This window comes from Kitasatospora paranensis (assembly GCF_039544005.1).
GTDB classification, from domain to species: Bacteria; Actinomycetota; Actinomycetes; order Streptomycetales; family Streptomycetaceae; genus Kitasatospora; species Kitasatospora paranensis.
This window is the reverse complement of the sequence record NZ_BAABKV010000001.1, coordinates 3,845,348-3,860,191: the sequence shown is the minus strand read 5'-3', so window position 1 is coordinate 3,860,191 and position 14,844 is coordinate 3,845,348. Positions and strand designations below refer to the sequence as shown.

Below are 14,844 nucleotides of genomic sequence, written 5' to 3'. Positions count from 1 at the left end.
GACGCCCATCAGGTGCCCGGTTTGCCGGGATTCGACACATGATGATCCGACAGTCGGTCCGTCGTGGGCGACCTACCCGGGCGCCGCGCAGGTCGCCCGGGCGGCGTGCAGCGCGGCCCGCACCCGGGCCGCGCCCGAACGGGTGGCACCCGCCCCGCCGCCGACCGCCACCGTCCGCGACCCCAGACCCGCGCAGGGCCGGCAGATGCCCGGCCGGGGCACGGGGTCGTGGCACCGGGTGCACTCGGCGTACCGCGCCGGGGGCGGTCCGCCGGGTGGTCCGCCCGGCGGTTCGGTGGGAGGTCCGCCGGGAGGGTCGACGGCGGCTTCGGCGATGCGTTCGGGCGGCATCTTGCGGTGCAGGCGGTTGCGGAGGAAGCCCGCGGGGAGTGGACCGTCGCGGGCAGGCCCGGCAGCAGCGCCTGGGCCAACTCGACGGCAGTGCCGCCGCGTTCCAGCCACTGCGAGACCAGCGGTGCCAACTCCCCGGCCTCGGCGGCGCCCAGCCGCAGGCGCGGTTCGGGCCGGATCACCCGGAACAGCGTCGCCACCGCGGAGCGGGTCTGTTCGTCCGGTTCGGGTGCGGCCGGTGCGGGAGCGGCCGGTTCGGCCGGTGCGGCCGGGAGGGCGGGGAGGGAGGGTTCTTTCCCAGGGTTCTTTATAAGGACGCCAGTTGTATCGACGGGCGGCCCGCCGGAACCCGGACGGGTGGTCCCCGGTGCCACCGGCTGGGGCGTGTCGTACACATGGATCTCGGAGTGGATCGTGCCGTCGGGCATCCGCACCTTGACCACCCGGTAGTACCCGGCCGCGATCAGCTCCTTGACCGCCTTGCGGATCGCCGCGCGGCCCTGCGGACTGCTGTCGGCCATCTGCCGCGCGTCCTCGCGCCACCCGTCCGGGCGGGAGAGCAGATCGGCCAGCAGGCCGCGGGCGGTGTAGCTGAGCCGGCGGTCCTGGATCAGGACATTCGGCATTACCGTGAACTGGTGCCTCTGCGCGGTACGATGGATATGCATCAGGGGGCTTTTCCTGTTGCCGGACCCCGGGGTGTTGGTAGCGCCGCCGGGGTCATCTGCGTGCTTCGGTCACCACGGAACGTAGCACGGGAGTGACGCTGAGTTCCAAGCGTGGGCGTGTCGGTGCGACTGTTGACGATTCGTCAGATGATCCCAGCGGCAGGGCCGGTGGTGTCGCGGCGGGCCCGCTCCGGTCAGGAGTGCGGTCGGTACCGGACGGGTTCCGTGTCCGCCCACGGCCCGGTGGACTCCTCGCGGGGCACCCACAGGAGTGGCTGGGTGGCGCGACACGTCTCCTCGACGCCCTCGTCCCAGGGGAAGCGCCCTTGCTTGTCCGGCCAGAACATCTGGGTGATCGGCAGTGGCGGCCGCTGGTAGAAGTCGACGCCGGCGCCGAAGAAGCCGAGGTACCAGCTCGGGTGGACCGGCCGGATCGCCACCGAGAAGCCGCCGCCCAGGACGTCGTCGCGGCGCTGGTCCGGTTCGAGCGGATGCCCGGCGCGGATCTCGCGGGCGAGCACGTTGACGATCCGCATGCCGGTCTGCGGGGTGATCCGAAGATGCTGACCTCGGGGCTGCGCAGGGTGTGCCAGAGCCCGATCGAGTAGGACCAGTCGCCGGGCAGGCCGCCGCCGACTCCGTTGACGTTCCAGCCGTGCGCGCGGATGTTCGCCGCGATCCGGCTGTCGCGTGCGTCCCACGTGGATTCGTCGCCCGTGGTGTCGCAGAGCAGGCAGCCGCAGTCGGGGAGATCCATGCCGGTGAGCCTACGGCGGCCGATGGCGGCAATGCCCCTGGGGCTGCCCGCTCGTGCACCGTTCGCCGTCGGCCGGGCCGTCCCTCCGGGTCACCCCGAAGGGAGGATCAGGAACCGGCGAGGGCTCGGGTCAGGGCCAGACCAGGCAGTACAGCTGGTGGCCGGCGTCGTGCAGGCGGTTGGCGAAGTCCTGCCACTCGTGCAGCATCGTGTAGATCACGAACGCGTCGCGCGGGCCGCGCCGGTCCGGGACGGTCGACCAGATGAAGGCGGCGGCGCCGAGCTGGGTCTCGTCGGCCGTGCGCAGGGGTTCGACCACGTTCTGCGGGAGCTGGACGACGGCGTAGTCGGGGTGCAGGACGACCAGCTCCAGCGGCGGGACCTGGTGCAGCGGGACACCCGTGATGCCGGTCAGCACCATGGCGCTCATGGTCTCCGGCTTGATCTTGGTGGAGAGGTGGCCGTTCTCCGAGCCGCTGGTCTCCATGAGGTCGCCGAGGCGCCCGAGCGAGCCGAGCTCGCCCGCGTCCAGGCCGAGGCCGCCGGGGCCGAGCGCCGTGGGAACTCTGGCAGCCGTGGCCCGGTCGGGTGCGCCGAAGTACTTGTAGGTGACTCCCACGCGCCCCTCTCCCCGCTTTCCCCTGCCCGTACCCGTACCCCCGTGCGCGGCACCGGCGGGCCGACGGGAGCTACCCGTGACCTCGTCGGAACCGTCCTGCGCCTCGGACACTCGGACCATCCTCACCGGAATTCGCCGGAATCGACAGACCCCCGCACGCCCGGTGTCCTCCCGAACGTGCCACTTACCCGTCTTGTGCCGCCCTACACCGCCGAAAACGTGCGCGACGGCCGTACGGACACCGTACAGTCCGCGCGGCCGGCCGAGGCAGCAGCACACGGATCATCGTTCCAGATGATCGGGTCCGGCATGCAGAGGTCAAGGACACGATTTGAGAGCATGTTGAGGTGACCAACCCCGTGAGCACCCCCAGACCCCCCGAACACGGGCCCGCACGACGGCCCGGCCGGTTACCCGTACGAGGCCCCGCACTCCCAGGAGCTGTTCGAGCGCGCCTCCGTCGTGACCCCCGGTGGCGTGAACTCGCCAGTGCGGGCCTTCCGTGCGGTCGGCGGCACGCCCCGCTTCATGGTGTCCGGCACCGGCCCGTACCTCACCGACGCGGACGGCCGCGAGTACGTCGACCTGGTCTGCTCCTGGGGCCCGATGATCCTCGGCCACGCCCACCCGGCGGTGATCGACGCCGTCCAGCAGGCCGTCTCCCGCGGCACCTCGTTCGGCACCCCCGGCCAGGGCGAGGTCGAACTGGGCGAGGAGATCGTTGCCCGGATCGCCCCGGTCGAGCAGGTCCGCCTGGTCTCCAGCGGCACCGAGGCCACCATGTCGGCGATCCGCCTGGCCCGCGGCTTCACCGGCCGCGCCAAGATCGTCAAGTTCGCCGGCTGCTACCACGGCCACGTGGATGCCCTGCTCGCCGCCGCCGGCTCGGGCGTCGCAACCTTCGGCCTCCCCGACACGCCCGGCGTCACCGGTGCGCAGGCGGGCGACACCATCGTGCTGCCCTACAACGACCTCGACGCCGTCCGGGCCGCCTTCGCCGCGCACCCCGGCGAGATCGCCTGCGTGATCACCGAGGCCTCCCCGGCAACATGGGCGTCGTCCCGCCGCTGCCGGGCTTCAACCGGGGCCTCGCCGAGATCTGCCGCGCCGACGGCGCGCTGTTCATCTCCGACGAGGTGATGACCGGCTTCCGCGTCTCCAAGGCCGGCTGGTACGGCCTGGAGGCGGCCCACGAGGGCTGGGTGCCGGACCTGCTCACCTTCGGCAAGGTGATGGGCGGCGGCTTCCCGGCCGCGGCCTTCGGCGGCCGCGCCGACGTGATGGCCCACCTCGCCCCGGCCGGACCGGTCTACCAGGCCGGCACCCTCTCCGGGAACCCGGTCGCCACCGCCGCGGGCCTGGCCCAGCTGCGCCACTGCACCGACGAGGTGTACGCGACGGTCGACCGGGTCGCCGGGCAGGTCTCCGGCCTGGTGTCGGAGGCGCTCGCCAAGGAGGGCGTGGCCCACCGGCTGCAGAAGGCCGGGAACATGTTCTCGGTGTTCTTCACCGAGGAGCAGGTCACCGACTACGACGCCGCGCGCCGCCAGCAGGCCTACCGCTTCAACGGCTTCTTCCACTCGATGCTGAGCCAGGGCGTCTACCTGCCGCCGTCGGCCTTCGAGTCCTGGTTCGTCTCGTCCGCCCACGACGAGCGGGCGATCGAGCGGATCGCCGCCGCCCTGCCCGCGGCCGCCCGTGCTGCCGCCGAGGCCACCGAGGAGACCAAGTGACCAGCGAGACCACCGTCGTCCACCTGATGCGGCACGGCGAGGTGCACAACCCGGAGGGCATCCTCTACGGGCGCCTGCCCGGCTACCACCTCTCCGAGCTGGGCCGGCAGATGGCCGACCGGGTCGCCGAGCACCTCGCCGACCGGGACATCACGCACGTGGTGGCCTCGCCGCTGGAGCGCGCCCAGGAGACCGCCGAGCCGATCGGCAAGGCGCACGGCCTGGAGGTCGCCGTCGACGAGCGGCTGATCGAGGCCGACAACATCTTCCAGGGCAAGACCTTCGGCGTCGGTGACGGCTCGCTGCGCAACCCGGGCTACTGGCGGTACCTGACCAACCCGTTCAAGCCGTCCTGGGGCGAGCCGTACATCGAGCAGGTGGTGCGCATGATGGGCGCGCTCGCCGCCGCCCGGGACGCCGCGCGCGGGCACGAGGCGGTCTGCGTCAGCCACCAGCTGCCGATCTGGATCGTCCGCTCGTTCGCCGAGCGCCGCCGACTGTGGCACGACCCGCGCAAGCGGCAGTGCTCGCTGGCCTCGCTGACCAGCTTCACCTACGAGGGCGACCGGATCGTGTCGATCGGGTACCGCGAGCCGGCCCGCGACCTGCTGCCGGCGCACCTCGTCGGCAAGGGCGGCAAGGACAAGCCGGTGGGGAAGAGCTTCGGCGCCTGACGGCGCCCGCCGCCCCGATGATTTGCCCGGTTTAAGCGGATCATAAGTACAGGAACCGCAGGTCAGAGGGGTCCGACGCGCAACGTCGGACCCCTCAAATCTGCCCAAAGTCCCATGCGAAACTTTTCACATGTCTGGGACGCCGCACCGCCGCTTCCGCCTCGCCGCCGTTCTCGGCGCGGCCGCCGCACTCGCCCTCACCGCCTGCTCCTCGGGCGGTTCGACGGGTGGCGGCGGCAAGACCGGTTTCGTCACCGGCAAGGGGGCATCGCCACCGCGAGCCCCGGCAGCCGTACCGCCGCGCCGGACGTCACGGGCAAGTCGCTGGAGGGCAAGCCGGTCTCGCTCTCCGACTTCAAGGGCAAGATCGTCGTCCTGAACATCTGGGGCTCCTGGTGCGGCCCGTGCCGCGCGGAGGGGCGAACCTCCAGCAGGTCTCCCAGAAGTACCGCTCCCAGGGCGTCCAGTTCCTCGGCATCAACACCCGGGACGTCGACCCGGCCAACGCCGTGCGCTTCGAGCACGAGACCGGCATCGACTACCCGAGCCTCTACGACCCGGACGGCGCCCAGATCCTGCGCTTCCCCAAGGGCAGCCTCAACCCGCAGTCCATCCCCACCACCATCGTGGTCGACCGGGACGGCAAGCTGGCCGCCCGGGCGATGCGGGCGCTGTCCAGCGAGGACCTGGAGGCGATGATCAAGCCCGTGCTCGCGGAGCAGAAGTGAGCGCGGCCCTCGCGAGCACCATCGGCTACAACGACACGGTGGCGAGCGGCGCCCTGCTGCTGGCCCTGCCGATCGCGCTGGCCGCCGGCCTGCTCTCCTTCCTCTCGCCCTGCGTGCTGCCGCTGGTGCCCGGCTACCTCAGCTACGTCACCGGCTTCTCCGCCGCCGACCTCTCCGACGCGAGGGGCGCCAAGCGGGGGCGCATGCTGCTCGGTTCGCTCCTGTTCGTGGCCGGCTTCACCGCCGTCTTCGTCTCGACCGGCGCCCTGTTCGGGCAGTTCGGCAACGTCCTGAAGGACCACACCCGGCTCATCGACACGGTGCTGGGCGTGCTGACCATCCTGATGGGCCTGGCCTTCATGGGGCTGATGCCCGGCTTCACCATGCGGGAGCTGCGCTCGCACCGCCGGCCGGCGATCGGGCTGGTGGGCGCCCCGCTGCTGGGGATCGTCTTCGGCGTCGGCTGGACGCCGTGCATCGGCCCGACCCTCGCCGCGATCCTGAACCTCTCGGCCGAGCAGGCCAGCGCCGGGCGCGGCGCCCTGCTGATGACGGTGTACTGCGCCGGACTCGGCGTACCGTTCGTCCTGGCCGCGCTGGCCTTCCGGAAGGCCCTGAGCGCCTTCGGCTGGGTCAAGCAGCACTACCAGTGGGTGATGCGGATCGGCGGCGGGATGCTCGTCGTCGTCGGCGTGCTGCTGGTCACGGGTGCGTGGGACGCGATGGTGCAGCAGATGCAGTACCTGACCGACGACTTCTCGATCGGAATCTGACCGTGAGTGACACCAGGACCGGCCCCGCCGAGGACGAGACCGCCGACGCCTCCGTCGAGCGCATGAGCACCGCCCCCGAGGACTCCGCCGCGGACACCCCGGTCGGCATAGGACTCTGGGGCTGGCTGCGCTGGACGTGGCGGCAGCTGACCTCGATGCGGGTCGCACTGATCCTGCTCTTCCTGCTCTCGCTGGCGGCCATCCCCGGTTCGCTGATCCCGCAGGAGAGCGAGGACTCCTTCAAGGTCGAGACCTGGAAGGCCGCGCACAAGGGCATTTCCCCAATCTACGAGAAGCTCCAGCTGTTCCACGTGTACAGCTCGGTGTGGTTCTCCTCGATCTACATCCTGCTGTTCGTCTCGCTGGCGGGCTGCATCGTCCCGCGCACCTGGCAGTTCGTCGGGGTACTGCGGGCCCAGCCGCCGGCGGCCCCGCGCAACCTGACCCGGATGCCGGTCTACGCGGCCTGGCGCACCGACGCCGACCCGGAGGCGGTCGCCGCCGCCGCGCACCGGCTGCTGAAGCGCCGCCGCTTCCGGGCCGACCTCGCCGGCGGCGCGGTGGCCGCCGAGAAGGGCTACCTGCGCGAGGTCGGCAACCTGCTCTTCCACTTCTCGCTGTTCGCCCTGCTGACCGGCTTCGCCTGGGCCAGCCTGGCCAGCGGCACCGGCAGCAAGATCGTCATCGAGGGCCAGGGCTTCGCCAACACCACCACCCAGCTCGACGACTTCAAGGGCACGCGGTTCTACACCACCGACGACCTCGCCCCCTTCGGCTTCAAGCTGGACAACTTCACCGCCCGCTACCAGACCACCGGCGCGGACATCGGCACCGCCCGCGAGTTCACCGCGCACATCCGGTACTGGAACGGCAGCGACTCGGCAAAGCTCACCAAGGGCGACATCCAGGTCAACCACCCGCTGGAGATCGGCGGTTCCAAGGTCTTCCTGAACGGCCACGGCTACGCCCCGGTGGCGACCGTCCGGAACGCCAAGGAGAGGTCGTCTACTCCGGCCCGACCCCGTTCCTGCCGCAGGACTCCAACCTGACCTCGGTCGGCGTCTTCAAGATCAGTGACTACGGCGACAAGGACGGCAAGCGCACCCAGCTGGGCTTCTCCGGCATCTTCTCGCCGACCTCGCCCCTCACCCCCGACCCGGTCAAGGGCTGGAACTCGCTCTTCCCGGCCGCCGCCGACCCCCGGCTGGTCCTCACCGTGTACGCCGGCGACCTGGGCACCGACTCCGGCCTGCCGCAGAACGTGTACCAGCTGGACACCACGCACCTGACCCAGCTGAAGCAGGACGGCAAGCTGGCCAGCGCCGCGCTCAAGCCCGGCCAGACCTGGACGCTGCCCGACGGCTACGGCACCCTCACCTTCGACGGGTACCGCCAGTGGGCGCAGTTCTCCGTCTCGCACCGCCCCGGCAACGCGATCGCGCTGGCCGGCGCGGTCTGCGCGATCCTCGGCCTGATCGGCTCGCTCTTCGTCCAGCGCCGCCGGATCTGGGTCCGGGCCACCACCACCCCCGACGGCGTCACCCTGGTCGAGGTCGCCGGGCTCGCCCGCAGCGACTCCTCCCGGACGGCGGAGGAGCTCGCCGAACTCGCCGTGGACCTCCAGACGGACGCTCCGGCCGTGGACGACGAGGCCGGCTCCGACACTCTCGTACCGGCGGCAACCGCACCGGCAACCCCCGCAGACCCGGACTCCAAGGAGTAGACGGTGAATCTCGCCTCGGTCGACCCGCAACTGGCCGACCTCTCCAACAAGCTGATCTACTCGGCGATGGCCGTGTACACCCTCGCGATGTTCGCGCACCTCTTCGAGTGGACGTTCGGCAGCAAGGGCGCGGTCGCGGTGCGGTCCGCCGAGCAGTCGGGCGGCCTGGCGCAGACCCTGTCCGCCGCCGCCGAGTCCGCGAAGTCGGCCCGCAGCGTCACCGTCACGGTCGCCACCGCGAACGGCGGGACGACCACGCTGACCCGCACCGCGCTCGCCGACGCGGGCGCCACCGTGGTCACCAGCGGCCGCGGCGACGGCGTCCCGGAGGACGGCCCGGGTGCCGCCGGCACCAGCGAGAAGGGCGACCTGGCCGGCCGGATCGCGGTCTCGCTGACCGTCCTGGGCGCCCTGCTGCACGCCGCCGCGGTGTTCTCCCGCGGCATGTCGGTGATGCGCTGGCCGTGGGGCAACATGTACGAGTTCTCGTGCGCCTTCGCCCTCACCATGATCCTGGCCTACCTGGGCCTGCTGGTGGCCCGGCGCAACGTCCGCTGGCTCGGCCTGCCGGCCGTGCTGGCCGCGCTGCTCACCCTGGGCCTGGCCGTCACCGTGCTCTACACCGCCTCCGAGCAGCTCGTCCCGGCGCTGCACTCGTACTGGCTGGGCATCCACGTCTCCACCGCGATCATCTGCGGCGGCGTCTTCTACGCGGGCTTCGTGGTCACCGTGCTGTACCTCGGCAAGGAGTCCTACGAGCGCCGGATCGCCGAGGAGCGCCCGCTGGGCATGTTCGGCACGGTCTGGCACCGGCTGCCCGCCGCGGGCAGCCTCGACAAGCTGTCGTACCGGATCAACGCGCTGGTCTTCCCGCTCTGGACGTTCACCATCATCGCGGGCGCCATCTGGGCCGAGTCCGCGTGGGGCAAGTACTGGGAGTGGGACCCGAAGGAGACCTGGTCGTTCATCACCTGGGTCGCCTACGCCTGCTACCTGCACGCCCGGGCCACCGCCGGCTGGCGCGGCCGCAAGGCCGCCTACCTGGCGCTGCTGGCCTTCGCCTGCTGGCTGTTCAACTACTACGGAGTGAACATCTTCGTCACCGGGAAGCACTCGTACGCCGGAGTCTGACCCCGCCCGGGGTCACCGGACCGTGAGGTACCGCCCGTCCGGTCGTTGACCAGGACGTCCAGCAAGCCGCGAGGAGGGGCCGCCATGGAGAGCGAAGAGGTCATGCTGACCGTCCGGATCACCACTGCGGAGAGAGCGCTGCTCCGACGGCTCGCGCAGGGCCACCGCAGCGACGTCTCCGAGGTCGTCGCGGACGGGCTGCTGGACGTCCTGCCGAGTCTGCACTGCGCCCCGGACGCGTACCGGCTGCTGGCGGCCCTGACGCCGCCGGCGCCGTGCGCGCAGACGGTCTGGCTGCCCGCCGAGCTGGCCGACCTGCTCGTCCCGGCGACCACCCGGATCGCGCAGACCACCGGGGTGCGGCTGGGCTCGTCCTGCGTGATGCTCGGCGCGGCCGTGCGGCTCTGGCTGGGCCAGGACCCGCAGCTGCTGGCCGAGCACCTGTCCACCATGCACGCGGGCCGCCCGGCCGCCCTGGTGGCGGCCTGAGCGGCCCGGGAGACGACGTGGGGCCCCGTGCGGTGCGCACGGGGCCCCACGTGTCGTCAGGCGGCCTGCTGCCAGCTGACGGGGGAGTAGTAGGCCGGGCGGCGCTCCAGGCGCTGCCAGCTGGCGATCGGCTCGACGGACCGGGCGGCCCGGGCCTGCTGGGCGGCGGCGGCCCGGCTGAGCAGGACGGCGGTCAGGGCGGCCAGCTCCTCGTCGGTCAGCGAGCCGCGGACGATACGGACAAGGGATTCGGCGGAAGCGCTCATGGTCCTTGTTTCTCCCCCATGGTGAAGTCTGACGGGTTCCGGGCGGTGCAACGGCGGGTTACATCGGCGGGTTGCCGTGCTTCCGGCTCGGCAGGTCGGCGTGCTTGGTGCGGAGCATGGCCAGGGAGGCGGCGAGCACCTCGCGGGTCTCGGCGGGGTCGATGACGTCGTCGACGAGGCCGCGCTCGGCCGCGTAGTACGGGTGCATCAGCTCGCTCTTGTACTCCTTGATCTTCTGTGCGCGCATCGCCTCCGGGTCCTCCGCGGCGGCGATGTCCCGGCGGAAGATCACGTTGGCGGCGCCCTCCGCGCCCATCACCGCGATCTCGTTCGTCGGCCAGGCGAACGACAGGTCCGCGCCGATCGAGCGGGAGTCCATCACGATGTACGCGCCGCCGTACGCCTTGCGCAGGATCAGCGAGATGCGCGGCACGGTGGCGTTGCAGTACGCGTACAGCAGCTTCGCGCCGTGCCGGATGATCCCGCCGTGCTCCTGGTCGACGCCCGGCAGGAAGCCGGGCACGTCCAGCAGCGTCACGATCGGGATGTTGAACGCGTCGCACATCTGCACGAAGCGCGCGGCCTTCTCGGAGGCGTTGATGTCCAGCACGCCGGCCAGCGACTGCGGCTGGTTCGCCACGATCCCGACCACGTGCCCGTCGATCCGCGCCAGCGCCACGATCACGTTGGTCGCCCAGCGCTCGTGGACCTCCAGGAACTCGCCGTGGTCGACGACCTCCTCGATGACCTTGCGCATGTCGTAGGGCCGGTTGCCGTCCGCGGGCACGAGGTCCAGCAGCGACTCGCACCGCCGCTCGACCGGGTCGTCCACCGCCGTCGCCGGCGGCATCTCGCGGTTGTTCTGCGGCAGCAGCGACAGCAGGTAGCGGACCTCCTCGATGCACGACTGCTCGTCGTCGTACACGAAGTGCGACACGCCCGACGTCGCGGAGTGGACGTCCGCACCGCCCAGGCCGTTCTGCGAGATCTTCTCGCCGGTCACCGCCTGCACCACGTCCGGGCCGGTGATGAACATCTGCGAGGTCTCGCGGACCATGAACACGAAGTCCGTCAGGGCCGGGGAGTAGGCGGCGCCACCGGCGCACGGGCCGAGCATCACGGAGATCTGCGGGATCACCCCGGACGCCTTGGTGTTGCGCTGGAAGATGCCGCCGTACCCGGCGAGCGCGGTGACGCCCTCCTGGATGCGGGCGCCGGCGCCGTCGTTCAGCGACACCAGCGGGGCACCCGCCGAGATCGCCATGTCCATGATCTTGTGGATCTTCTGCGCGTGGGCCTCACCCAGCGCCCCGCCGAAGATCCGGAAGTCGTGCGCGTACGTGAAGACCGTCCGGCCGTGCACCGTGCCCCACCCGACGATCACACCGTCGGTGTGCGGCTTCTTCGCCTCCAGGCCGAAACCCTGCGCCCGGTGCCGCCGCAGCGGCTCCACCTCGTGGAACGAACCCTCGTCCAGCAGCAGCTCGATCCGCTCGCGCGCGGTCAGCTTCCCCTTCGCGTGCTGCGCCTCGGTGGCCTTCTCGCTCGGCCCCCGACGCACCCGCTCCCGCAGCTCGTGCAGTTCCGCCACCCGCCCGCGGGCATCGGCCGGGATCGCAGGGATCTCGCCGCCGACCGGCGCATCGTGCAGAACCGTCATCTCGAACCACTCCAAGTGTGAGGGAACTGTCCGGCAGGGCGGCCCGCGATCTGCGGCTGCTCCGGAGGCGAACACTTCTTCACCTACGACACTACGAGGCCGGGCCGCCGCCGCTCGGCGTCGATTCCGTACAAGGTCGGGGCCCAGAAGCTGTGCAGGGCTCACAGTGCACGTCGGCCGCTCGGCCGTTCGGGCGGGATCCGCCGAGGGCCGGCCGGGCTGTCGAAAGCCCGTTCACCCGGTCCGATCGAGGGCCGGAAGCGCCAGGTCAGCCCCGGTGCGACGGCTGGGCCGGACGGGCCGCGACGGCCGTGTGCACCGGATCCCCGGCCCGTCCGCGGGCGTGCCGGGCCGCCCGGCGGCCGGGGCGTGGATGGTAGGGAAGCGCCAAATCGGGATCAGCCCTGCGGGTCGTCCCCGGGCTCGTCCTTTCGGCGCAGCTGCTCCTCGCGGCGGCGCAGGTCGGCCTCCCACTGCCGGAGCCGATCCTCGTCCTGCCGGTTGGACCGGTCGAGGGACGCGAGGAACTCCGGGTTGTCGTCCGGGGCGACGAAGACCGGCGCCGGACGGCCCGCACCGAAGGCGTCGCCCGGCCGGGCGCTGGACGGTGCGCCGGCCCGCCGGACGCCGCCGCGCCGGCGCCCCGCCGCCAGCCAGGCGATCGAGCCCACCAGCGGGAAGAGCAGCACGATCACGATCCACACCACCTTGGGCAGGTGGCGGACCTCCTCCTCCGGGGCGGTCAGGCAGTCGATGAACGCCCATACCCAGAGCGCGAGCAGGAGAAGCAGCGGCAGGATGCGCAGCACGACGGTCGTCCCCCCGGGGAACAGCGGAGCAGTGGCAGAACACGGGCCCTTGGCGGGGCCAGGGTAACCGGTGGCGGATACTGACTGGCATGGCATACGACGATCTCCGCTCCTTCCTCCGCGCCCTGGAGCGGGAGGGCGACCTCAAGCGGATCAAGACCGAGGTGGACCCGTATCTGGAGGTCGGGGAGATCGTCGACCGGGTCCAGAAGGCCAAGGGCCCGGCCCTGCTCTTCGAGAACGTCAAGGGCTCCGACATGCCGCTGGCGATGAACGTCTTCGGCACCGAGCGGCGGCTGGCCAAGGCACTCGGCCTGAAGTCGCCCGACGACATCTCCGAGAAGATCGCCGGCCTGCTCAAGCCCGAGCTGCCGCAGGGCTTCACCGGCTTCCGGGACGCCTTCGGCAAGCTCGCCTCCATGGCGCACGTGCCGCCGCGGCACGTGAAGTCCGGCGACGCGCCCGTGCAGGAGGTGGTGCTCACCGGCGACGACGTCGACCTGGAGAAGCTGCCCGCGCTCTTCACCTGGCCGATGGACGGCGGCTCGTTCTTCAACCTGGGCCTCACCCACACCAAGGACCCGGACAGCGGCACCCGCAACCTCGGCCTGTACCGCCTGCAGCGCCACGACAGGCGGACCATCGGCATGCACTGGCAGATCCACAAGGACAGCCGCAACCACGCCGCGGTCGCCGCCAAGCGCGGCGAGCGGCTGCCGGTCGCGATCGCCTTCGGCTGCCCGCCCGCCGTCACCTACGCGGCCACCGCGCCGCTGCCGGGCGACATCGACGAGTACCTGTTCGCGGGCTTCGTGGCCGGCGAGCGGGTGCGGATGGTCGACTGCAGGACCGTCCCGCTGCAGGTCCCGGCCGACGCCGAGGTGGTGCTGGAGGGCTGGCTGGAGCCCGGCGAGATGCTGCCGGAGGGGCCGTTCGGCGACCACACCGGCTTCTACACGCCGCAGGAGCCGTTCCCCGCGCTGACCATCGACTGCGTGACGATGCGCCGCCGGCCGCTGCTCCAGTCGATCGTGGTGGGCCGGCCGCCGACCGAGGACGGGCCGCTGGGCAAGTTCACCGAGCGGTTCTTCCTGCCCCTGCTGAAGATCATCATCCCGGACATCGTCGACTACGACCTGCCCGAGGCCGGCGGCTTCCACAACTGCGTGATCGTCTCGATCGACAAGAAGTACCCGAAGCACGCCCAGAAGGTGATGCACGCCATCTGGGGCGCCCACATGATGTCGCTGACCAAGCTGATCGTCGTGGTGGACGCCGACTGCGACGTGCACGACTACCACGAGGTCGCCTGGCGGGCGCTCGGCAACACCGACTACAGCCGCGACCTGGTCGTCGTCGAGGGCCCGGTCGACCACCTCGACCACGCCTCCTACCAGCAGTTCTGGGGCGGCAAGGCCGGTATCGACGCCACCCGCAAGCTGCCCGAGGAGGGCTACACCCGCGACGGGGGCTGGCCCGAGATGGTCGCCTCCGACCCCGCGACCGCCGCCCTGGTGACCAAGCGCTGGAAGGAGTACGGGCTGTGACCACGGCCGCCGCATACGAGGTCCCGCCCGGCAGGATCAAGGCGTTCCTGCGCCTGGTCATGATCGAGCACTCGGTCTTCGCCCTGCCCTTCGCGTACATCGCCGCGCTGACCGCGATGTTCCTGGCCGACCGCCGGGTGCACTGGGGCGAACTGCTCGTCGTCACCGTCTGCATGGTCGGCCTGCGGACCTTCGCCATGGCCGCCAACCGGATCATCGACCGCGAGATCGACGCCCGGAACCCCCGCACCGCCGGCCGCGAACTCGTCACCGGCGCCGTCTCGCTGCGCACCGCCTACGTCGGCTCCGCCGTCGCCCTGGTCGTCTTCCTCGGCGCCGCGGCCCTGCTCAACCCGCTCTGCCTGGCGCTCGCCCCGGTCGCCGTCGTGCCGATGGTGGTCTACCCGTACGGCAAGCGGTTCACCGACTTCCCGCACGCCATCCTCGGCCTCGCCCAGGCGATGGGCCCGGTCGGTGCCTGGCTGGCGGTCACCGGCAGCTGGTCGTGGGAGGCGGTCGTGCTGGGCCTGGCCGTCGGCGTCTGGATCGGCGGCTTCGACCTGATCTTCGGCTGCCAGGACGTCGCCGCCGACCGCGCCGAGGGCGTCCGCTCGGTGCCCGCCCGCTTCGGCATCCCCGCCGCGCTGTACGGCGCCCGGGCCTGCCACGCCGTCACCACCGCGCTGCTCGCCTGGTACGCCGTCCTCACCGACGCCGGCCCGGCCTTCTGGGTCGGCCTCCTCGTGGTGGCCTGCGCCTTCGTCTACGAGCACTCCATCGTGAAGCCCGGTGACCTCTCCCGGCTCAACCGGGCGTTCTTCACCACCAACGGCTTCGTGGGCATCTCGCTGTTCGCCTTCGCCCTGCTCGACCTGATCACCCGGGGCCTGCGGATCTGACCGGCCGTGGGGCGGCC

The 14,844-nt window shown here is 71.5% G+C and carries 13 protein-coding genes and 3 pseudogenes; 10 read left to right on the top strand and 6 right to left on the bottom strand.

What is annotated here, in order from left to right:
- Nucleotides 1-8: 8 nt before the first annotated feature.
- The 3 genes and pseudogenes from ABEB13_RS18525 to ABEB13_RS18515 form a co-directional block, all read right to left on the bottom strand.
- Nucleotides 9-977 carry a hypothetical protein gene (locus ABEB13_RS18525; protein ID WP_345706383.1) on the bottom strand — a complete coding sequence of 323 codons (969 nt, stop codon included), beginning with the start codon at nucleotides 975-977 and terminating at the stop codon, nucleotides 9-11.
- A gap of 236 nt (nucleotides 978-1,213) precedes the next feature.
- Nucleotides 1,214-1,776 (bottom strand): annotated as a pseudogene (locus tag ABEB13_RS18520) (DUF4262 domain-containing protein).
- A 130-nt stretch (nucleotides 1,777-1,906) separates the two neighbouring features.
- A complete protein-coding gene (locus ABEB13_RS18515) occupies nucleotides 1,907-2,395 on the bottom strand; it encodes a hypothetical protein (RefSeq protein ID WP_345706382.1) in 489 nt (162 codons plus the stop codon).
- Between the two features lie 477 nt (nucleotides 2,396-2,872).
- On the opposite strand from ABEB13_RS18515, the pseudogene hemL reads away from it, so the two are divergent.
- The 8 genes and pseudogenes from hemL (at nucleotide 2,873) to ABEB13_RS18475 (ending at nucleotide 9,646) form a co-directional block, all read left to right on the top strand.
- A pseudogene (hemL, locus tag ABEB13_RS18510) lies at nucleotides 2,873-4,128 on the top strand (glutamate-1-semialdehyde 2,1-aminomutase).
- Between the two features lie 26 nt (nucleotides 4,129-4,154).
- Nucleotides 4,155-4,802 carry a histidine phosphatase family protein gene (locus ABEB13_RS18505; RefSeq protein WP_345709721.1) on the top strand — a complete coding sequence of 216 codons (648 nt, stop codon included), beginning with the start codon at nucleotides 4,155-4,157 and terminating at the stop codon, nucleotides 4,800-4,802.
- Nucleotides 4,803-4,932: 130 nt separating this feature from the next.
- Nucleotides 4,933-5,530: pseudogene (locus ABEB13_RS18500) on the top strand (TlpA family protein disulfide reductase).
- The gene (locus tag ABEB13_RS18495; protein ID WP_345706381.1) at nucleotides 5,527-6,303 is read left to right on the top strand and encodes a cytochrome c biogenesis CcdA family protein; all 777 of its coding nucleotides are present in this window, start codon (nucleotides 5,527-5,529) and stop codon (nucleotides 6,301-6,303) included. Before ABEB13_RS18500 ends, ABEB13_RS18495 begins: the two are co-directional and overlap by 4 nt.
- A 2-nt stretch (nucleotides 6,304-6,305) precedes the next feature.
- Nucleotides 6,306-7,352 (top strand): cytochrome c biogenesis protein ResB, encoded by a 1,047-nt coding sequence (gene resB, locus ABEB13_RS18490; protein ID WP_345706380.1) that lies wholly within the window; start codon nucleotides 6,306-6,308, stop codon nucleotides 7,350-7,352.
- Nucleotides 7,331-8,026 (top strand): cytochrome c biogenesis ResB family protein, encoded by a 696-nt coding sequence (locus ABEB13_RS18485; RefSeq protein WP_345709720.1) that lies wholly within the window; start codon nucleotides 7,331-7,333, stop codon nucleotides 8,024-8,026. Before resB ends, ABEB13_RS18485 begins: the two co-directional genes overlap by 22 nt.
- A gap of 3 nt (nucleotides 8,027-8,029) precedes the next feature.
- Nucleotides 8,030-9,157: a c-type cytochrome biogenesis protein CcsB gene (ccsB, locus tag ABEB13_RS18480; protein ID WP_345706379.1), complete on the top strand. Its 1,128-nt coding sequence runs from the start codon at nucleotides 8,030-8,032 to the stop codon at nucleotides 9,155-9,157.
- Between the two features lie 84 nt (nucleotides 9,158-9,241).
- The gene (locus ABEB13_RS18475; protein ID WP_345706378.1) at nucleotides 9,242-9,646 is read left to right on the top strand and encodes a hypothetical protein; all 405 of its coding nucleotides are present in this window, start codon (nucleotides 9,242-9,244) and stop codon (nucleotides 9,644-9,646) included.
- A 56-nt stretch (nucleotides 9,647-9,702) separates the two neighbouring features.
- On the opposite strand, the gene ABEB13_RS18470 is transcribed toward ABEB13_RS18475, so the two are convergent.
- From ABEB13_RS18470 to ABEB13_RS18460, 3 genes are all read right to left on the bottom strand, one after another.
- The gene (locus ABEB13_RS18470) at nucleotides 9,703-9,912 is read right to left on the bottom strand and encodes an acyl-CoA carboxylase subunit epsilon (protein WP_345706377.1); all 210 of its coding nucleotides are present in this window, start codon (nucleotides 9,910-9,912) and stop codon (nucleotides 9,703-9,705) included.
- A gap of 58 nt (nucleotides 9,913-9,970) precedes the next feature.
- Complete coding sequence (locus ABEB13_RS18465; RefSeq protein ID WP_100889680.1) at nucleotides 9,971-11,572, bottom strand: acyl-CoA carboxylase subunit beta; 1,602 nt, start codon at nucleotides 11,570-11,572, stop codon at nucleotides 9,971-9,973.
- A 398-nt stretch (nucleotides 11,573-11,970) separates the two neighbouring features.
- Nucleotides 11,971-12,381, bottom strand: coding sequence for a PLD nuclease N-terminal domain-containing protein (locus ABEB13_RS18460; protein ID WP_345706376.1), 411 nt, complete (start codon nucleotides 12,379-12,381; stop codon nucleotides 11,971-11,973).
- 89 nt (nucleotides 12,382-12,470) lie between these two features.
- Between ABEB13_RS18460 and ABEB13_RS18455 the strand changes: the two genes are divergently transcribed.
- Complete coding sequence (locus ABEB13_RS18455; protein ID WP_345706375.1) at nucleotides 12,471-13,928, top strand: menaquinone biosynthesis decarboxylase; 1,458 nt, start codon at nucleotides 12,471-12,473, stop codon at nucleotides 13,926-13,928.
- Nucleotides 13,925-14,827, top strand: coding sequence for a menaquinone biosynthesis prenyltransferase MqnP (gene mqnP, locus ABEB13_RS18450; RefSeq protein WP_345706374.1), 903 nt, complete (start codon nucleotides 13,925-13,927; stop codon nucleotides 14,825-14,827). Before ABEB13_RS18455 ends, mqnP begins: the two co-directional genes overlap by 4 nt.
- Nucleotides 14,828-14,844 lie beyond the last annotated feature (17 nt).